An 18,731-nucleotide genomic window follows, 5' to 3' on the forward strand; every position below is an offset into this window, starting at 1 on the left:
TCGACGACCCGGCCGAGGCCGGCCTGCGCAGGCAGGGTGCCGGCACCGAGCTCGTGCCCGTAGAGCGGCATGCCGGCCTCGAGTCGCAGGGTGTCGCGCGCGGCGAGGCCCGCAGGCAGCAGGCCGAACGGCGTGCCCGCCTCGACGAGCGCCTCCCACAGCTCGCGTGCGAAGTCGGGCGCGCAGAACAGCTCGAAGCCGTCTTCGCCGGTGTAGCCGGTGCGCGCGAACAGCAGCGGCCGCTCGCGGAACATTCCGGCGAGAGCGCGGTAGTAGCGCAGCCCGCCGAGGGCCGCGGGAACGTCCTCGCCGTCGGGGTGCCCGCCCTCGATGGCGAAGCCTTCTGTGGCCAGCACGATCTCGAGCGCGCGCGGGCCCTGCACCGCGATCAGCGCGACGTCGGCGCTCTCGTCGAACACCTGCGTGGCGAAACCGGAGGCGCGCTCGCGCAGCGTGTCGGCGACGACGTCGGCGTTGGCCGCGTTGGCGACCACCAGGAAGCGGTCGTCGCCTGTGCGATAGACGATCAGGTCGTCGATGACGCCGCCGTCGGCGTTCAGCAGCAGCGTGTATTTCGCCTGCCCGGGCTGCAGGGCGGACATCCGCCCCGACACCGCGTAGTCGAGCGCCGCGCCGGCCTCGTCGCCGACGAGGACGATCTCGCCCATGTGGGAGAGGTCGAAGATGCCGGCGGCTTCGCGCACCGCCTTGTGCTCGGCGAGGTCGCTCGAGTAGCGCACGGGCATCTGCCAGCCGGCGAAGTCGGTGAACTGGGCACCGGCCGCCGCATGCACCTCGGCCAGCGGTGAGACACGATCAGACAAGAGTTCTCCTAGGAAAGGAACGAACTCCCCCTCTGTCTCTGTGCCTGAGAGATTCGCACCACGCGGCGCTTTCACCATCGGCGGGAATCAGCGGCCCGGGTCTCGATACGCGCTTCGCGCTACTCGACCCGGAATTGCTCCGCAATTCCGCTCTTCAGAGTGGCCAGCCTGCCGCGGTACGTGTACCTGAGAGATTGTCGGGGAGGATTGCTCCTTCGGTGCTGCGCCGGGCAGCTCTCCCGCGGCGGCCTGTCGGCCCGATATTCGGTTGGTGGTGCTGCGCCCCAGCGTACCGGAACGGCGGGGCCTTCCCCACTGCACCGCCCCGATGTCGTCGGTCGTCTCTACCCTGGGGGAATGACGCTCACCGACCAGGCTCCGGCGACCCTCGACGCGCGCGCGAGCCGCGTCATCTGGCTGCTGCTCGGCGCGACCTTCGTCGTGATCCTCAACGAGACGATCATGGGCGTCGCGATCCCGCATCTCGTCGTCGATCTGCGCATCTCCGTCGAGCTCGCGCAGTGGCTCACGACGGTGTTCATGCTGACGATGGCGGTCGTGATCCCCGTCACGGGCTGGCTGCTGCAGCGGCTCGAAACGCGCCCGGCGTTCATCCTCGCCATGAGCTTCTTCTCGGCCGGCACGCTGCTCGCAGCCGTCGCCCCCGGGTTCACGATCCTGCTCGTGGCGCGAGTGACACAGGCGTGCGGCACGGCGATCATGATGCCGCTGCTCATGACGACCATCATGGAGCTCGTGCCGCCCCACGAGCGCGGGCGTCTGATGGGCCGGGTGTCGACCGTGATCTCGGTGGCGCCCGCGATCGGGCCGACGATCTCGGGGCTCGTGCTCAACTCGCTGTCCTGGCGGTGGATGTTCATCATCGTGCTTCCCATCGCCGTCGCCATGCTCGTGATCGGAATCCTGAGCGTCGAGAACGTGAGCCCGCCCACGCGGGCACCGCTCGACGCGCTCTCGATCCCGCTCGCCGCGCTCGGCTTCGGCGGCCTGGTCTTCGGCCTCGCGCAGATCGGCGGGGCGACGGATGCCTCGGGCGGCGGCCGGGCGATGTGGGTCATGGTCGCCGCGCTCGCCGTCGGTGCGATCGCGCTCACGCTCTTCGTCCTCAGGCAGCGCCGGCTCGCCCGACGCGAGCGCGCACTGCTCGATCTGCGGCCGTTCCTCGTGCGGAACTTCACGATCTCGGTCGTCGTGATGGTGATCATGATGGTCGCGCTCTTCGGCACGATCATCGTGCTGCCGATCTACATGCAGACGGTGCTCGGCATCAGCTCGCTGCTCGCAGGGCTGCTGCTGCTTCCCGGCGGTCTCGTGATGGGGCTGTTCGCCCCGGCCGTCGGCCGCGTCTATGACCGACGGGGTCCGACGGTGCTGCTCGTGCCGGGCGCCGTGATCGTCTCGGCCGACCTGTGGTTCCTCGCCCTGTTCTCGAGCGATCACGCGTCGATCTGGGTCGTCCTCGCGGCGCACATCGTGCTGAGCTTCGGGCTCGCACTCATGTTCACCCCGCTGTTCACCGCGGCGCTCGGCTCGGTGACCAAGCAGTTCTACTCGCATGCGAGCGCCATCGTGGGCACCGTGCAGCAGGTGGCGGGCGCCGTCGGCACCGCGGTGTTCGTGACGATCCTCGCGGCGGTGACGCTGGCTGCGACGACACGCGGCGTGGCCGAGCTGCCGGCACAGGCGTCGGGCGTGCGTGCGGCATTCCTCATCGGCGCGATCGTGTCGCTCGGCGCGATCGTCGGCGCGTTCTTCGTGCGGCGGCCGCCCGAGACCGCGGAGCCCTAGGCGGGGAACCGCTCGGCGATGCGCTGCAGCTTGGCCCGGTAGTCGCCCCACCAGGCTTCGTCGCGCTCGGGAAGGTTGGGGAACTCGGGGTTCATGCCTGCCGCGCCGTCGAGCAGCTCGCGCACGATGTCGGCATGCCCTGCGTGCCGAGCCGACTCGTGGCCCTGGTGAACAAGGACCGTGTGCAGCGTCGGGTGCCTGCGTTCTTCCGGCCACCACGGAACCGTGCCGCGCGCGTCGAGCGGCAGGGCGTCGATCGTGGCGTCGGCGTGTGCCCAGGCGCGCCCGTAGAACGCGATCACCTCGCCCATGGGCTCGTCGGCTCGCGCCCACAGATCGTCGTTGTCGTCGGCAGCGTCGAGGTCGAGCAGCAGCGGGTCGCTCGCAGGCCGATCGAAGACCTCGCCGAAGTAGCCGTAGTCCATGTGGGCGACATGCTTCACGAGGCCGAGCAGATTGGTGCCCGTCGGCGTGACAGGCCACCTGGCCTGCCGCTCGCTCAGCCCGTCGAGCTTCCACAGCAGCGCGTCGCGCTGACGCTGCAGATAGCGCTTGAGCACGGTCTTCTCGTCGTCGGGAACCGTCATGGCTCGACGCTACGGCCTGCCTCCGACATCCACCACCGAGAGCAGCTGCTCGGATGCCGGCCGCGAGAGCAGCCCGGCCAGCGTCGTCGCGACGAGCTCATGCAGGCTCTGCCGGTAGTCGAGGCGCATCGCGGCGAGCTCGGGGTGCTGCTCGTAGGCACGTGCCATGCCCGGCGAGGGGCGGCACATGCCCCACGCCCCGCCGATGACCAGGTTGACGGATGCCGCGAGCACGAGTCGGCTCGCGTCCGGAAGCTCCCCGAGCTGTCGCTCGACGATCTGCACGAGTCGCATGGCCTGCGCGAACGCGCGGCGCTTGTAGTCGGCTGCGATCTGCGCCGAGACATTGTGCTCGAGGACCGTCGTCGAATTCGCCACCAGCTCTGCGAGGACGGGGCGCTCGGCCACCGTGCGCGCGATCGCATCGGCGATGCGCTCGACCACGGCCGGCGCCGCCGAGGGGGGCCGGCCGGAGCCGCCCGCAGACCCGCCGGCCCCCAGCTCGCCTTCGAGCGCATCGAGCCACTCGCCATAGACCTCGTCGAGCAAGCTGAGCAGCACCGCCTCGCGCGTCTCGAAGTAGCGCAGCACGTTGGACTTGGCGAGGCCGACGCGCCGCGCGAGCTCGTTGAGGCTGAGGTCGGCGACGCGAGTTCCGCCGCCCAACTCCTGGGCGGCGGTGTGCAGGATCGCGCTGCGACGGGCCGCGCGCTGCTCCGCGCTCCGGGCGCGGGCGAACTCGGTCGTCATTCATCCTCCTCTGGCTTAACAGACCATCGGTCTGTTACTCTCAAGACCAACAGACCACCAGTTCTATTATCCCTCCCGAGGAGCATCCCATGTACTACGACCTGCCCCCACAGCACGGGCGGCGTTTCATCGTCACCGGTTCGAACAGCGGCACCGGGCGCGAGGCCGCCAGGCGACTGGCCCTCGCGGGCGCCGACGTCGTGATGGCCGTGCGCACACCGGAGAAGGGCGAGCAGGCCAGGTCCGCGATCCTGGCCGAGGCGCCCGCTGCGCGCATCGAGGTGCGACGTCTCGACCTCGCGGACCTCGGCTCGGTGCGCGAATTCGCGTCATCCGTCGTCGACGACCGCGAGCCACTGCACGCCCTCGTCAACAACGCCGGTGTGATGGTGCCCCCGCACCGGATCGAGACCGTGGACGGCTTCGAGCTCCAGTTCGGAACCAACTTCCTCGGGCCCTTCGCCCTGACGAACCTGCTTCTGCCGACACTCCTGCGCACGCCGGGCGCGCGCGTTGCGACGATGTCCAGCGGCACCGCGAACTTCGGGCGCATCCGGTTCGACGATCTGAACTGGACCCGGCGGCGCTTCTCACCGCAGCGCGCCTACGCCCAGTCCAAGCTCGCCGACCTGCTGCTCGCCCGCCAGCTGGCGGTGATCGCCGAGCAACGCGGCTGGGACCTGCTCAGCACCGCCGCCCACCCCGGGTACACGCGCACGAACCTGCAGACGGCCGGGCGCAACCTGGGGCGCGCCGACAGCGAGCAGCTTCCGCCGATCCGCCGCACCCTGCTTCCCTCCCAGGGCGTTGAACCGGGCGCCGAGCCGCTGCTCTTCGCCGCGACGTCGCCCGATGCCGAGCAAGGCGCCTACTACGGCCCCGGCGGGCGCCTCGGCCTCGTGGGCCCGACCCATCGCGCCGGCATCCCGCGCAGCGCTCGCTCACTCGAGGTCGCGCAGCGCCTGTGGCGAGCCGCAGAAGAGCTCACCGGGACGACCCTCACTCGGGAGGCATCGCCGGCTTAGGCATAATGTCTCCGCGGCGATGTGAACGAACACATCCCCAATGAGAGGCACAGATGAGCTCCCCCGACTCCGCGCGCACGGACTCCCCGCGCACGCGGGCCCCCAACATGCGGGACGTGGCGCGGCTGGCGGGGGTCTCGTATCAGACGGTGTCGCGAGTGCTGAACAACTCCGAGGCCCTTCGGCCCGAGACGCGCGATCGCGTTCTCGCCGCGATGGAGGAGCTGCACTACCGTCCGAACCGGGCCGCCCGCGCCCTCAAGACGAGCCGCTCCCGCACCATCGGGGTGCTCGCCTCCATCCGCGCCACCTACGGCCCAGCGCTCACCGTGCAGGCGATCGAGGCGGCGGCCGCCGCCGAGGGCTTCTACGTGAACACCGCGCACCTCACCCGCATCGACGAGGAGGCGATCGTCGCGGCCGTCGATCGCATGATCGAGCAGGATGTCGAGGGGCTCGTGGTCATCGCCCCGCAGCAGCGCGTCTTCGAGACACTCGCGACGCTCGCCGATCTGCCGCCGATGGTCACGCTGCGCTCGGGCCTCGACGGCGACCCGCAGGCGCTCTGGGTCGACCAGGCCGCCGGCGCTCGCGCCGCGACGGCGCACCTCGCGGAGCTGGGTCACCAGTACATCCGCCACCTCGCGGGCCCGCAGGACTGGATCGAGGCGGATGCCCGCATGCAGGGCTACCTTCTCGAGCTCTCCGACCGCGAGCTGCCGACCCTGCCGCCGATCCGCGGCGACTGGACGGCTGAGTTCGGCTACTTCGCCGGGCGGCAGCTCATCATGGCGAACGACGCCACGGCGTTCTTCTGCTCGAACGACGAGATGGCGCTCGGGGTGCTGCACGCGGCGCATTCGCTCGGGGTGCGGGTTCCCGAGGACATCAGCGTGATCGGCTTCGACGACATCCCCTCGGCCGAGCACTTCTGGCCGCCCCTCACGACGGTTCACCAGGACTTCGCCGAGCTCGGCAGGCGCTGCGTGCAGATGCTGCTGCAGGGGCGCGACGACGACACGGTCGACGTGCAGCCGCATCTCGTCGTGCGCCGGTCGAGCGGGCCGGCGCGTCGCGCCTAGAACGCACCCCGGTTTGACAACTCCCAGCGAGGTCGGCTTATGATCTGCTTCGGCCTCAGATGTGATCGTTCACATGAGGCCGTCATTCCCTGACGACGGAGTCTCAGTGCTCCCCGTCGCGGATGCACCGACGAGGAGTGAAGAGAACAGGTGAGCAATCACACCATCTTGGAGATGCGCTCCATCACCAAGGAATTCCCGGGCGTCAAGGCGCTCTCCGAGGTCAGCATGACCGTCAAGGCCGGCGAGATCCACGCGATCTGCGGCGAGAACGGCGCCGGCAAGTCGACGCTGATGAAAGTGCTGTCGGGCGTGTACCCGTATGGCACCTACAGCGGCGACATCGTCTATCAGGGCGAGGTCGTGCAGTTCTCGAACATCAAGCAGTCCGAAGAAGCCGGCATCGTCATCATCCACCAGGAGCTGGCGCTCATCCCCGAGCTCTCGATCACCGAGAACCTGTTCCTCGGCAGCGAGATCGGCAAGCGCGGCGTCATCGACTGGACCGAGGCGCAGATCCGCGCACGCGAGCTGCTCGCCCGCGTCGGCCTCGACGAAGATCCCGACACGCAGATCAAGAACCTCGGCGTCGGCAAGCAGCAGCTCGTCGAGATCGCGAAGGCGCTGCACAAGAACGTCAAGCTGCTGATCCTCGACGAGCCCACCGCGGCGCTCAACGAGACCGACTCGCAGCACCTGCTGAGCCTCATCGTGGGCCTCAAGGCCCGCGGCGTCACCTCGATCATGATCAGCCACAAGCTGAACGAGATCGAGCAGGTCGCCGACGACATCACCATCATCCGCGACGGCCGCACGATCGAGACCCTCGACGTGCACACGGGCGTCGACGAGGACCGCATCATCCGCGGCATGGTCGGCCGCTCCCTCGAGAGCCGCTTCCCCGACCGCACGCCCCACATCGGCGACGTGTTCTTCGAGGTGAAGAACTGGACGGTGCAGCATCCGCTCGACTCGTCGCGCCTCGTCTGCAAGAACGAGAGCTTCACGGTGCGCCGCGGCGAGATCGTCGGCTTCGCGGGCCTCATGGGCGCCGGCCGCACCGAGCTCGCCATGAGCCTCTTCGGCCGCAGCTACGGCACCTGGCTCAGCGGCCAGGTCTTCAAGGACGGCCGCGAGATCAAGGTCAACACGGTCCGCCAGGCGATCGAGGCCGGCATCGGCTACGTCAGCGAGGACCGCAAGGCCCTCGGGCTCAACCTGCTCGACTCGGTGAAGCGCTCGACGGTCGCCGCCGACCTGCAGAAGATCTCGACCGGCGGCGTCGTCGACTCGCTGAAGGAGTACGACGTCGCCGAGCAGTACCGCAAGCTGCTGCGCACCAAGGTGCCGACCGTCGAAGAGGGCGTCTCGAAGCTCTCGGGCGGCAACCAGCAGAAGGTCGTGCTCTCGAAGTGGATGTTCACGGACCCCGACCTGCTCATCCTCGACGAGCCCACGCGCGGCATCGACGTCGGCGCGAAGTTCGAGATCTACCGAATCATCCAGCAGCTCGCCGACCAGGGCAAGGGCGTGATCCTGATCTCGTCCGAGCTGCCCGAGCTCCTCGGCCTCTCCGACCGGATCTACACGATCTTCGAGGGCGCCATCACCGATGAATTCCCGGTCGCCGAGGCGACCCCCGAAACCCTCATGCGCAGCATGACCAGCGTCAAGAAGGATGCACTGATCTAGATGAACCCCCTCCGTCAGCTCTTCGGCGGCCGCAGCTCGAGCGCGGGCCAGTACGGCATGATCATCGCGCTCATCGCGATCGTCATCATCTTCGAGGCCTGGACCCACGGACTCACGCTCAACCCGACGAACGTGATCAACGTCTTCCAGCAGTACTCCTACATCCTGATCCTGGCGCTCGGCATGGTGATGGTGATCATCGCCGGCCACATCGACCTGTCGGTCGGATCGGTCGCCGCCTTCGTCGGCATCATCGTCGCGCAGGCGATGAGCCAGTGGCACTGGTCGTGGTGGGAGGCGATCATCCTCGGCCTCGTCGTCGGCGCCCTCGTCGGCGCCTGGCAGGGCTTCTGGGTCGCCTACGTGCGCGTCCCGGCGTTCATCGTGACGCTGGCCGGCCAGCTGATCTTCCGCGGTGCGAACCAGTGGATCGGCAGCTCGACCTCGGTCAGCGTGCCGAGCTCCTACCAGGTCATCGGCGGCGGTTTCATTCCCGACTTCGGGCCGAACACCGGCTTCAGCAACGGCACCCTGCTGCTCGGCCTGATCACCGTGGCCGCCCTCATCTGGATCGAGGCGCGGGGCCGCGCCAAGCGCCGCAAGATGGGCGCCGAGGTCATCCCCCTGTGGGTCAGCATCGTGCGCACCGGCATCCTGGTCGCGATCACCCTGTTCGGCACGTACCTGTTCGCCGCGGGCTCGGCCGGCACCAGCTTCCCGGTGGTGGCGATCATCGCCGGCATCCTGACCATCCTCTACGGCTTCCTCACCCGGAACACGATCTTCGGCCGCCAGGTCTACGCGGTCGGCGGCAACGCCAACGCCGCGGCGCTCTCGGGCGTGAACATCCGCAAGGTCAACTTCTTCGTCATGGCGAACATGTCGGTCCTCGCGGCGATCGCGGGCATGGTCTACGTCGGCTACGCCGGCGCGTCGGGCCCCGCCGACGGCACCGGCTGGGAGCTCGACGCCATCGCGGCGGTCTTCGTCGGTGGCGCCGCGGTCTCGGGCGGCATCGGAACCGTCGCAGGCTCGATCGTGGGTGCGCTCGTCATGGCGCTCCTGCAGAACGGCCTGCAGCTGGTCGGCGCGGAGTCGAACCTGCAGCAGATCATCCGCGGTCTCGTGCTGCTGCTCGCGGTCGCGTTCGACGTCTACTCCAAGACGCAGGGCCGCCCGTCGCTGACCGGCCGCCTGCTGCGCGGCGCGACCGGGGGTCGCGGCAAGGGCAATGCGGATGCCCCGGCCGACGCCGTCACGCCGCCGAAGTCGATCGACGACCAGTCCACAGTCTCCCTGCCCTAAGCGGAGCAGGTAGAAATCCGGGCGGTGCACACCGCCGCCCACGCTCGAAGAAGAGAAGAAAAGGCAATCACATGCAGAAGAAGTACATCGTCGGCATCGCCGCCGTCGCGGCGGCCGCAGCGCTGACGCTGAGCGGCTGCTCGACGGGCCGCACCACGAGCGGCTCGGGCGACAGCGGCAGCTCGTCGTCATCGGTCCCGAAGGGCTCGCTGATCGGCGTCGCCCTGCCCGCCAAGACCTCCCAGAACTGGGTGCTCGCGGGTCAGGACTTCAAGAACTCGATCGAGAAGGCCGGCTTCAAGGCCGACATCCAGTACGCAGACGCGTCGAGCCCGGTTCCGAGCCAGCAGTCGGAGATCAACTCGATGCTGACCAAGGGCGCCAAGGTCGTCATCATCGGCGCGGCCGACGGCTCGCAGCTGGGCACGCAGGTCGCCACCGCGAAGAAGGACGGCGCGATCGTCATCGCCTGGGACCGCAACATCCTGAACACCAAGAACGTCGACTACTACGTCGCGTTCAACAACTTCCACGTCGGTGAGCTGCAGGCCCAGGCCCTGCTCGACGGCCTGAAGAAGCAGAAGGGCTCCGGCCCCTACAACATCGAGCTCTTCGCCGGTTCGCCCGACGACGCCAACGCGAAGGTCTTCTTCGACGGCGCCATCAGCGTTCTGCAGCCGAAGATCGACGACGGCACCCTCAAGGTCGTCTCGGGCCAGACCGACTTCCAGAAGGTCGTCACCCAGGGCTGGCTCGCGCAGAACGCGCAGAAGCGCATGACCGACCTCATCACGGGCAACTACGCCAAGGGCACCAAGCTCGACGGCGTCCTCTCCCCCAACGACACCCTGGCCCGCGCCATCCTGCAGGCCACGAAGTCCGCTGGGCTGCCCAACCCGGTCGTCACCGGTCAGGACTCGGAGACCGACTCGATCCCGCTCATCATGAACGGCACCCAGTACTCGACGATCTACAAGGACACCAACCTTGAGGCGCAGGCCGCGATCGACCTCGTGACCACGCTCAGCAAGGGCGAGAAGCCGAAGACCGTCGACAACGACAAGAACAACGACAACGGCGCGTTCATCGTCCCGTCGATCGAGCTGAACCCGGTCCTCGTGACCAAGGAGAACGCGGTCGAGGCGTACAAGAACAACCCCACCCTCGAGAAGCTGGCGACCGACAGCAAGTAGTCGCCCCAGCGATTCGCGAACGGCCCCGGAGCGCACGCTCCGGGGCCGTTCTTCGTGGATTCAGTAGTCGGACTCGTCGGCCGCGCGTGCGATGAAGACGAACTCCCGCCCCGGGCGGTCGGGGGCCTCGCGCACCTCGAGCGTCTCGAAGCCGGCGGCGGCGAGCGACACGCGCAGCTCCTGCTCGGTGCGGAAGCGCAGCGTCGTGTCGACCTCGATGACGGTGCCGTCGTCGAAGGCGTTCGAGGTGCGGAAGGTCACGGTGTGGCCCGTGACGTCGAGCACCTCCTGCCAGGACTCGACGTGGCCGATGTCCTCGACGTCGGCCTCGACCCTGGTGCGCTCGGGGGTCCACCCGTCCCACGCGCGGGCCTCGGGGCGCCGTGACTCGAAGACGAGATAGCCGCCGGGCAGCAGCGCCTCGCGGATCGATGCGAGCGCGGCATCCCACTCGGCATCCGTCAGGAAATGCTGGGCGACGTTCGCGGTCATGGTGACCAGATTCGCCGACATGGCCGGCAGGTCGGCGGCGTCGCCGACGATCCACTCGACCGCGTCGGCCCCCTCTTTGTGGCGGGCGACGTCGACCGCGTCCTCGTCGGGGTCGACCGCCGTGACGCGGATGCCGCGGCCGGCCAGCATGAGGGCGAAGGTGCCGGTCCCGCAGCCGAGGTCGATCAGCCGCCTGGCCCCCAGTTCGCCGACGAGGTCGACGTAGACGTCGAGGTCGGAGCGGTCGGGGTCGAGCGGGTCGTACAGTGCAGCGAGGCGGGATCTGTCATAGCCGTCTATGTCGTCGGGCACGCCATCGACGTTATCGAAAACGGCGGCGCGGGGCCACGTCGAGGCCGCGGCTACTTCGTGCCCATGGCCGCGGCCGCGGTCGTCACGCCCTTCGACCGGCACACGGTCGCGGGCTGACCCTTCGTCTGCTCGCAGATCGCCGCGGTCAGCACGTTCGCGGAGCCGATGACCGCCTGCGCGATGGGTGAGCTCGGCCGGCTGAGCGCGGCGGCGATCTGCGCGTGCGATGAGCCCGTGAGAACAGCGGGATCGTACTGCGCGCCGGCGATCACGCGGCCGCCGCCGAAGTCGATGAACGGAATCGACCCCGAGGTCTGTGTGTACGGCGGCGCGTCGTACGTCGACAGGACCTTCTGCTCGGCATCCGTCAGCGTGTCGAGCGGCTGGTGGTCGCGGTCGTAGATCTCCTTCGCGGTGAACTCCAGGTAATCGCTCGTGAAGCTCGTGCCGTGGAAGCTCAGGGTCGCCGTGCCGGGGTACACCTCCGGCGAGGGCGCCGAGGTCGTCTCACCGAGGTCCTCGAACGTGCCGAACCGGGCGAGAGCGACCGCGAGCGGCCAGCGCTGCGCGGCGCAATAGGGGCAGAACTCGCCGCCGACATAGAGCACCTGCGGCTTGCCGTCGGCGGTCAGCGCCGGCGCGTCGATCTTGGCCGGCGCGAGCTTCGTCGTCCCGATTCCCACCGCGTCGAAGACGGATGCCGGCACCGAGGCGACCGCGCGCGAGACTTCTGCGGGGGCCGGTGTCGCGGTCGCCGTGGGCGCCGCGGTGCCGCCGCCATCGCCGTTTCCGCCGTCGCCGCCGGCGCGCGAGCGCGCGCCCTGCAGCGCCCCGAGCACGACGGCCGCCGCGACCACGAGCACGACGACGCCGACGATGATCTGCAGAGACGCGCGGTTGCGCAGGGGCCGGGCCACCCGATCAGTATGCCCGGGACGATCGGCCCATGCGGCGAGGTCGCACCCGGTGTTGGCTTCCTCGCATGACAAGCGTTCTGGTTGCATACGCATCACGGCGCGGCGGCACGACCGGCATCGCCGAGTGGATCGCGCTCGCGCTCACCTCGGCGGGCCTGCAGGTCGGGCTCGAGCCGGCGAGCCTCGCGGGCGGCGCCGATCTCGAGGAGTTCGACGCAGCCGTCATCGCGGGCTCGGTCTATGAGCAGCGGTGGCACCCCGACGCCCGACGCCTCGTGCACCGCGTCGCGCGGCAGTGGGTCGACAAGCCGGTGTGGCTCGTGGCATCCGGCCCCCTCACGACGCTCACGGCCGCGCACCCGGCGGCGATCGCCCCCGGGCTGCGGCGAGCGGCCGACGAGGTGCACGCCCGGGGCATCACGACGTTCGGCGGTCGTCTCGACGAGCATCCGTCTGGCTGGCTCGCGGGGGCCGTCGCGAAGAAGAACGCGGGCGATTTCCGCGATCGCGCTGCGGTCGAGCGTTGGGCGGCGAAGGTCGCACACGAGCTCGCCGCCTGAGCGCGGGGCCTCAGCGGTCGAAGGATGCCCGGCTGCGCTTCCGCGCCGCCTCGCGCACCGCGGCGAGCGACTCGTCGCCCTCGCCCTCGAGTGAGCGCGCGAGCAGCTCGTAGTCGCGCCGCTCTCCGAAGGCGTCCTGCAGGCGCGAGCCGGTCTTCGCGGTCTCGGCGTCGCCGAGCGCCTCGGCGAGGTAGCGCAGCGCCCGAGCGTGCTTGCGCGCCTCGTGCTGCACGGCGAGCTCATCGAGGTCGTCCGCGTCTGCGGCGACGTCTTCCAGCAGCCGGACGAGTCGGCGGTACGCGCGGCTGTCGAGGTACTCGACGACGGCCTCGTGCAGGTGCAGGTACTCGTCCCGAGCCGCGCGGATGAGCCGGTCGTGCGCGGCATCCCCCTCGTCGTCGTCGCCGAGCTCGGCGAGCAGCTCGCCGGCCAGCTCGGCGCGCACCTCGAGATCGCGCGCCGCCCCGAGCACCGCGCCATAGCGCTTCAGCTCGCGTCGCGCCTCTGCCGCGGTCTCGCCCGGCACGAGCGCGAGCACGACGCGCAGCCGCCTCGTCATGGTGCGCGCCTTGTGCACCGAGTCCGGCTCGTCGCGACGCACGGCGCTGCCGAGGCCGATCAGCGAATCGACGGCGTCGCCCAGCCAGTCCTCGACCATCAGCGGCCCACCTCCAGCTCGACGTCGACCAGGTCGCCGACGTCGACCCCCTCGGCCCGCCGCACGGCGACGCGCACCGGCAGCAGGTAGCCCCCGTCCTTCGGGAAGAGCGCGGTGTAGAAATCCGTCTTCCCGATGCGCGCGTTGACGGGAATCGCGCCCCAGCCGTACGTCACCATCGAGGCGATTTCGGCGATGTCGTCGCTCTCGGCCTCGGGAATGCGCACGAAGGTGAACGGCGACGGGCCGCGCCAGTAGATCATCTCGCCGCGGAAGCGCAGTTCCATGCGCCGAATCTAGGACATTCCAGGCGCCTGCGCGGCGGAAAGCGTCAGGCGCCGCGCGCGGCCCAGTCCTCGAAGAGGATCGCCATGATCAGCTCGTCGTGGAAGCAGCCGTCGTGGAACGTGGCCTGGCGCCGCCGGCCCTCGACGACGAATCCGGCCTTCTCGTAGGCGCGGATGGCACGAGGGTTGAACGCCGCGACATTCAGCTGCAGTCGGTTGAGCCCGAGCTCGCGGAACGAGAAGTCGACGGCGATGCGCAGTGCGTCGGTGCCGAATCCCCTGCCGACGAAGTCCCCGCCCACCTGGATGGCGAGCGTGGCCGTGCGCAGCGGCAGCGAACCGCCCCAGATGTTCACGGCGCCGACGACCGTGCTGTCGGCGAGCGTCTCGATCACGAAGTTGCCCCCGCCCGTCGCCGCGGTGTTGTCGAACCACTTGCGCATGTGCTCGCGCGTCTCGGCCTGCGAGGTGATCTGGTAGACGGTGCTCTGCAGCACCGTGTACTCGGGGTCGCGGTACCACGCGGCGAGCGTGTCGAGGTCGTCGTCCTCGGCGGCGCGCAGGCGGACGATCTCACCGGTGAGGGCGCGCTTGCCATAGGCGGATGCCTGCTCGGGCCGCTCCCAGTGGGGCGCCTTGCTGCTGCGATGCTCGACGGTCATGTCGGCACCCTAGCGACTTCGCCCGCAACGGCCGTTGACGCCGCCGCGCTGCGGTGCTGGGCTTCGCGGCATGACGAAGTATCTGATCTCGTTCCCGAGTGCTGCGATGCAGGTGCCCCTCGGGGAGCTGCATGAGGTGGCGGATGCCGCGCATGCGGTGATTCGCGAGATGAAGGACGCCGGCGTGTACGTCTTCGGCGGCGGCATCGACGAGAGCGTGCCGCCGGTGCTGGTCGCCGCCGACGAGACCGTCAGCGAAGGCACCTACCCCGAGACGGCGCTGCTCGACGGCGGCTTCACGGTCATCGAGGCCGCATCACGCGAGGACGCCGTGCGCTGGGCGGCTAAGACGGCGGCCGCGTGCCGGTGCGCTCAGGAACTGCGCGAGTTCCGGTACGACCCGCTGGTGTGACGGCGTCGACCGGCCGCGATGGCGACAGCCGACACCGCCTGGAAGACTCGAGGCTATGCCCGTCGCCCCGCCCACGCCCCGCATCCGCAGGGCCAGCCCTGACGACGCCGCAGAGATCGGCGCCGCCCTTCACGCGTACCTCCTCCAGACGGAAGAGGAGAAGGCGGTGCACGATGCCGGCGGGCAGCTCTCGCCCTCGGGCGAGCTTCCCGAGAGGTACCGCGCCGAAGTCCGGGATCCGCTTGGCACCTTCGCAGGCTGCCGTGTCCTCGTCGCAGACCTCGATGCCCACGTAGTAGGTGTCGTCGTGCTGAAACCGGGGGCGGAGTCGGTTGAGATCAAGCGGCTCTGGGCCTCGCCGGCTCTGCGAGGCCGTGGGGTCGGCTCGGCCCTGCTCGACGCCGCGATCAGCGAAGCCGGCGCTGCGGCGGTGACGCTCACGGTCTGGGATTGGCGCCAAGACGTGATCCGCCTCTACGCGTCACGCGGGTTCGAGCAGGTCTCCTCGTGGGACGCACGACCGCGCCTCGTCTGCATGCGGCTCGCCGTGTGAATGACCAGGGTCACACGTTGAAGCGGAACTCCACGACGTCGCCGTCCTGCATCACGTAGTCCTTGCCCTCCAGGCGCGCCTTCCCGTGGGCGCGCGCCTCGGCGACCGAGCCGAGCGAGACGAGGTCCTCGAACGAGATCACCTCGGCCTTGATGAAGCCCTTCTCGAAGTCGGTGTGAATCACGCCGGCGGCCTGCGGCGCCTTCGCCCCCTTGGGGATCGTCCACGCACGCGCTTCCTTCGGCCCGGCGGTGAGATAGGTCTGCAGGCCCAGCGTGTCGAAGCCCACGCGCGCGAGCTGGTCGAGGCCGGACTCCTCTTGCCCGGTGGACTGGAGCAGCTCCAGCGCCTCGTCCTCGGGAAGGTCGATCAGCTCGGACTCGATCTTCGCGTCGAGGAACACGGCCTTGGCCGGGGCGACCAGCTCTTCGAGGGCGGCCTTGCGCGAGGCATCCGTCAGCACGCTCTCGTCGACATTGAAGACGTAGATGATCGGCTTCGCGGTCAGCAGGCCGAACTCGCGCAGCGCGGCAAGATCGATGCCGGGCGCGTGCGAGAGGACCTTGCCCTCGGAGAGCGCCGCGATCGCGTCGTTCACCGCGGCGAGCACCGCCGGGTCGGTCTTCTTCCCCCGCACCTCTTTCTCGATGCGCGGCTGCGCCTTCTCGAGGGTCTGCAGGTCGGCGAGGATCAGCTCGGTGTTGATCGTGTCGAGGTCGCCGCGCGGGTCGACGGCGCCCGCGACGTGCACGACGTCGTCGTCGGTGAAGCCGCGCACGACCTGCGCGATCGCGTCGGCCTCGCGGATGTTGGCGAGGAACTGGTTGCCGAGCCCCTCACCCTCGCTCGCGCCCTTCACGATGCCGGCGATGTCGACGAACGACACGGTCGCGGGCACGATGCGCTCGGAGTGGAACACCTCGGCGAGCCTCGTGAGGCGCGGGTCGGGCAGGTTCACCACGCCCACGTTCGGCTCGATCGTCGCGAACGGGTAGTTCGCGGCCAGCACGTCGTTCTTGGTCAGCGCATTGAACAGGGTCGACTTGCCGACGTTGGGAAGACCGACGATTCCGATAGTGAGAGCCACGTGTCCTGATTTTACTTGCGGATGCCTGACCGCCCGCCCCGCGCACCTACGCTGACCTCGTGCCCGCCTCTCGCCCGCTCGCGGCGCCCCTGCTCGCCGGCATCGGGGCGAACGTCCTCTGGGCCACCGCGTTCTTCGTGGGTCTGATCACTCCCCCGGCCGTGCCGCCGATCGCGCTCGCCGTCGGGCGCTACACCGTGTTCGGCCTCATCGCGCTCGCTCTGCTGCCGCGTGCATGGCGGGCGCTGCGCACGCTGGGCCCGCGCGAGTGGGCCACCGCGCTGGTTTTCGCCGCCGTCGGGAACGTGGGCCAGTTCGTGCTCGTGCTGCTGTCGGTGCGGTTCGCCGACGGGGCGACCTCGGCGATCGTCTACGGGGTTCTCCCCGTGGCGCTCGCCATCTGGGGCAACCTGAAGCGTCGAGAGGTGCCGATGCGGCGGCTGGTCGCGCCGATCGCGATCACGGCCGCCGGCATCCTGCTGCTCTCGGGCGAGTCGTTCGTGGGGCACCACATCGCGCGGCCCGGGGCGTACGCGCTGGGCGCGGCGCTGTCGCTGCTCGGCATGCTGGGCTGGGCCTGGTATGCGGAGGCGAACGCGACGTTCCTCGAGCGGCATCCGCACGTCTCGTCGCGCGACTGGGCGGGGGCGGTCGGCATCGGATGCCTGCCGCTCGCGCTCGCCCTCATTCCCGCGGCCGCCGCTCAGCACCGCACCGCCCCGGCGCTGACCGCGGTCGACTGGCTGTGGCTCGTGGCGGTGAGCCTCGCGATCGGCATCCTGCTGTCGTGGGTGGCGACGGTGCTCTGGAACGTCGCGTCACTCGCGCTGCCTGTCTCGCTCGCCGCCCAGCTGATCGTCGTCGGCACGATCGCCGGCGTCGTGATGGTGCACCTCGTGACGCTGACCTGGCCGACCTGGTGGGAGGTCGCGGGGCTCGCGGTGTCCACCGCGGGCGTGCTGCTCGCGGTGCGCGTCACGCTGCCGAGAGCGGGCGCCGAGGCATCCGTCACGCCGATGGCGGGGCTCAGCCCCGCCGGTAGCGGAACGCCTGAGTGACGTACGGCAGCTCGATCGCGCCGTCCTTCTCGATCTCGGGATGCCTCGCCAGCACGGCCTCGACATCGCGCAGCACCCGCGCCTGCGCGTGGGGGTCCTTCACGAGGAAGTGGCTGCGCGAGCGCACGAGCGCCAGCAGGCCGGCGCGGCTGATGCGCTGCACCCAGTCGAGCTCGGCCACATCGCCCGGCTCGAACGGGGCGCCGACGCCGTTGTCCTCTGCGGTCTTCGCGACGAAGGCGTCGTTCGAGTCCATGGCGGCGCCGAACTCGCGCACCCAGTCGACGCGCTCGTCGCGGCTGTTCCAGATCAGGCCGAGCACACCGCCCGGCTTGAGCACGCGGGCGACCTCGCGCACGGCCCGCGCGCTGTCGACCCAGTGCCACGCCTGCGCCACGGTGACCGCGTCGACGCTCTCGTCGGGAAGCGGCAGCCGCTCGGCCGTGCCGAGCAGGGTCTCGATGCCGGGCACCTTGTCACGCAGCACCTCGAGCATCTGCGCGCTCGGATCGACCGCGATGACCTCGCGGTCCTCGCCCTGCAGCAGGCGCGTGAACTTGCCGGTGCCGGCGCCCACGTCGAGCACGCGGCGCGCATCGACCGGAACGAGCCAGTCGACGATCTCGGGCGGGTAGCCCGGTCGGGATTCCTCGTAGACGTGCGCCGCCGCGTCGAAGCTGCGCGCGTGCTCCTGCTTGCCTGGGGTGTGCGGGGTGTCACTGACCACGGTCCCATCTTGGCGTGCAACCATGGCCCCGTGGCACTGGACTTCACCGCGATCGACTTCGAGACGGCGAACTCCTCAGGTGCCTCGGCGTGCAGCGTCGGGCTCGTGAAGGTTCGCGACGGGCACGTCGTCGACCGCGCCTACTGGCTCATCCGGCCGCCGGTGGGGCACGACGAGTTCCTCGAGTGGAACACGCGCATCCACGGCATCCGCGCCGCCGACGTCGTCGACGCCCTCACCTGGGCCGAGCAGCTGCCCGACCTGCTCGCCTTCGCCGACGGCGACGCGTTCGTCGCGCACAACGCGGGGTTCGACATGGGCGTGATCCGCAAGGCGTGCGAGGTGACAGGGCTCGACGTGCCCATCGCCGAGTACGTCTGCAGCCTGCAGGTCGCCCGCAAGACCTACCACCTCGACTCCTACCGGCTGCCGTCGGCCGCCATGGCGGCCGGGTTCGAGGATTTCGAGCATCACAACGCCGCCGCGGATGCCGAGGCCTGCGCCGCCATCATGGTGCACGCCGCCCGCCGGCACGACGTCGACGACGTCATCGGGCTCGCCCGGGCCTGCGCGATCAAGGTCGGCCGGCTCGGCGGCCCTGCTCGCGTCGCCGCATAGCGCGAGCCTGACCGCCGATGTCGGTGGTGCTCGCAAGACTGTGCGCATGCCCGCTTTCCTCGCCCTCATCATCGGTCTGATCGCCGGCGGCGCGATCGGCGCGCTCGGCGTTCTCGCGCTG

General features: G+C 69.8%; 21 protein-coding genes and 2 riboswitches. Of the genes, 11 read left to right on the plus strand and 10 right to left on the minus strand.

The features are described from left to right. On the minus strand, positions 1–824 hold an 824-nt coding region (gene gcvT, locus ACM2XV_RS04390; protein WP_487026087.1), incomplete at its 3' end, for a glycine cleavage system aminomethyltransferase GcvT. Positions 825–846: 22 nt separating this feature from the next. Next, positions 847–941: riboswitch (glycine riboswitch) on the minus strand. A 47-nt stretch (positions 942–988) separates the two neighbouring features. Then, positions 989–1,076, minus strand: a riboswitch (glycine riboswitch). A gap of 105 nt (positions 1,077–1,181) precedes the next feature. Between gcvT and ACM2XV_RS04395 the strand changes: the two genes are divergently transcribed. After that, the gene (locus ACM2XV_RS04395; RefSeq protein ID WP_487026088.1) at positions 1,182–2,633 is read left to right on the plus strand and encodes a DHA2 family efflux MFS transporter permease subunit; all 1,452 of its coding nucleotides are present in this window, start codon (positions 1,182–1,184) and stop codon (positions 2,631–2,633) included. On the opposite strand, the gene ACM2XV_RS04400 is transcribed toward ACM2XV_RS04395, so the two are convergent. Next, positions 2,630–3,220, minus strand: a complete 591-nt coding sequence (locus ACM2XV_RS04400) for a DinB family protein (protein ID WP_487026089.1) — start codon at positions 3,218–3,220, stop codon at positions 2,630–2,632. The genes ACM2XV_RS04395 and ACM2XV_RS04400 overlap by 4 nt on opposite strands. Before the next feature lie 9 nt (positions 3,221–3,229). Next, complete coding sequence (locus ACM2XV_RS04405; protein ID WP_344773968.1) at positions 3,230–3,970, minus strand: TetR/AcrR family transcriptional regulator; 741 nt, start codon at positions 3,968–3,970, stop codon at positions 3,230–3,232. Between the two features lie 89 nt (positions 3,971–4,059). Here ACM2XV_RS04405 and ACM2XV_RS04410 point away from each other — a divergent pair, with 89 nt between their 5' ends. The 5 genes from ACM2XV_RS04410 (at position 4,060) to ACM2XV_RS04430 (ending at position 10,267) form a co-directional block, all read left to right on the plus strand. Further along, positions 4,060–4,995, plus strand: a complete 936-nt coding sequence (locus ACM2XV_RS04410) for an SDR family oxidoreductase (RefSeq protein WP_344773966.1) — start codon at positions 4,060–4,062, stop codon at positions 4,993–4,995. Positions 4,996–5,048: 53 nt separating this feature from the next. Further along, complete coding sequence (locus ACM2XV_RS04415) at positions 5,049–6,077, plus strand: LacI family DNA-binding transcriptional regulator (protein WP_487026090.1); 1,029 nt, start codon at positions 5,049–5,051, stop codon at positions 6,075–6,077. Between the two features lie 174 nt (positions 6,078–6,251). Continuing rightward, positions 6,252–7,769, plus strand: a complete 1,518-nt coding sequence (gene mmsA, locus ACM2XV_RS04420; protein WP_344773962.1) for a multiple monosaccharide ABC transporter ATP-binding protein — start codon at positions 6,252–6,254, stop codon at positions 7,767–7,769. Beyond that, positions 7,770–9,074, plus strand: a complete 1,305-nt coding sequence (gene mmsB, locus ACM2XV_RS04425) for a multiple monosaccharide ABC transporter permease (protein WP_344773960.1) — start codon at positions 7,770–7,772, stop codon at positions 9,072–9,074. A 71-nt stretch (positions 9,075–9,145) separates the two neighbouring features. Further along, positions 9,146–10,267: a substrate-binding domain-containing protein gene (locus ACM2XV_RS04430; protein WP_344773958.1), complete on the plus strand. Its 1,122-nt coding sequence runs from the start codon at positions 9,146–9,148 to the stop codon at positions 10,265–10,267. Positions 10,268–10,327: 60 nt separating this feature from the next. Here the strand turns inward: ACM2XV_RS04430 and ACM2XV_RS04435 are convergent, their stop codons facing one another. Both ACM2XV_RS04435 and ACM2XV_RS04440 read right to left on the minus strand, forming a co-directional pair. After that, positions 10,328–11,071 carry a class I SAM-dependent methyltransferase gene (locus ACM2XV_RS04435; protein WP_487026091.1) on the minus strand — a complete coding sequence of 248 codons (744 nt, stop codon included), beginning with the start codon at positions 11,069–11,071 and terminating at the stop codon, positions 10,328–10,330. Positions 11,072–11,121: 50 nt separating this feature from the next. After that, entirely contained in the window at positions 11,122–11,988 is an 867-nt protein-coding gene (locus tag ACM2XV_RS04440; protein WP_487026092.1) for a DUF929 family protein, read from the minus strand. Between the two features lie 65 nt (positions 11,989–12,053). Between ACM2XV_RS04440 and ACM2XV_RS04445 the strand changes: the two genes are divergently transcribed. After that, positions 12,054–12,548 (plus strand): flavodoxin domain-containing protein, encoded by a 495-nt coding sequence (locus ACM2XV_RS04445; protein WP_344773952.1) that lies wholly within the window; start codon positions 12,054–12,056, stop codon positions 12,546–12,548. Positions 12,549–12,558: 10 nt separating this feature from the next. Here the strand turns inward: ACM2XV_RS04445 and ACM2XV_RS04450 are convergent, their stop codons facing one another. From ACM2XV_RS04450 to ACM2XV_RS04460, 3 genes are read right to left on the minus strand one after another with little or no spacing between them, the layout of a single operon-like run. After that, entirely contained in the window at positions 12,559–13,206 is a 648-nt protein-coding gene (locus ACM2XV_RS04450) for a CHAD domain-containing protein (RefSeq protein WP_487026093.1), read from the minus strand. Next, positions 13,206–13,493: a DUF1905 domain-containing protein gene (locus ACM2XV_RS04455; protein WP_487026094.1), complete on the minus strand. Its 288-nt coding sequence runs from the start codon at positions 13,491–13,493 to the stop codon at positions 13,206–13,208. The genes ACM2XV_RS04450 and ACM2XV_RS04455 overlap by 1 nt, the downstream gene beginning before the upstream one ends. Positions 13,494–13,537: 44 nt before the next feature. Beyond that, on the minus strand, positions 13,538–14,155 hold the full coding sequence (locus tag ACM2XV_RS04460) for a GNAT family N-acetyltransferase (protein ID WP_344773946.1): 618 nt from the start codon (positions 14,153–14,155) through the stop codon (positions 13,538–13,540). Positions 14,156–14,225: 70 nt separating this feature from the next. On the opposite strand from ACM2XV_RS04460, the gene ACM2XV_RS04465 reads away from it, so the two are divergent. Beyond that, positions 14,226–14,567 (plus strand): YciI family protein, encoded by a 342-nt coding sequence (locus ACM2XV_RS04465; protein WP_487026095.1) that lies wholly within the window; start codon positions 14,226–14,228, stop codon positions 14,565–14,567. A 55-nt stretch (positions 14,568–14,622) separates the two neighbouring features. Further along, complete coding sequence (locus ACM2XV_RS04470; RefSeq protein WP_487026096.1) at positions 14,623–15,120, plus strand: GNAT family N-acetyltransferase; 498 nt, start codon at positions 14,623–14,625, stop codon at positions 15,118–15,120. Between the two features lie 10 nt (positions 15,121–15,130). Here ACM2XV_RS04470 and ychF read toward each other — a convergent pair whose 3' ends face one another. After that, positions 15,131–16,207, minus strand: coding sequence for a redox-regulated ATPase YchF (gene ychF, locus ACM2XV_RS04475; RefSeq protein WP_487026097.1), 1,077 nt, complete (start codon positions 16,205–16,207; stop codon positions 15,131–15,133). A gap of 59 nt (positions 16,208–16,266) precedes the next feature. Between ychF and ACM2XV_RS04480 the strand changes: the two genes are divergently transcribed. Beyond that, complete coding sequence (locus tag ACM2XV_RS04480) at positions 16,267–17,265, plus strand: DMT family transporter (protein WP_487026098.1); 999 nt, start codon at positions 16,267–16,269, stop codon at positions 17,263–17,265. On the opposite strand, the gene ACM2XV_RS04485 is transcribed toward ACM2XV_RS04480, so the two are convergent. Next, a complete protein-coding gene (locus ACM2XV_RS04485; protein WP_487026099.1) occupies positions 17,234–17,992 on the minus strand; it encodes a class I SAM-dependent methyltransferase in 759 nt (252 codons plus the stop codon). The two genes, ACM2XV_RS04480 and ACM2XV_RS04485, sit on opposite strands and share 32 nt — an antisense overlap. 30 nt (positions 17,993–18,022) lie before the next feature. On the opposite strand from ACM2XV_RS04485, the gene ACM2XV_RS04490 reads away from it, so the two are divergent. Continuing rightward, the gene (locus ACM2XV_RS04490; protein ID WP_487026100.1) at positions 18,023–18,610 is read left to right on the plus strand and encodes a 3'-5' exonuclease; all 588 of its coding nucleotides are present in this window, start codon (positions 18,023–18,025) and stop codon (positions 18,608–18,610) included. Positions 18,611–18,731 lie beyond the last annotated feature (121 nt).

The sequence above is a fragment of the Gryllotalpicola sp. CP2-P1 genome (assembly GCF_057512245.1).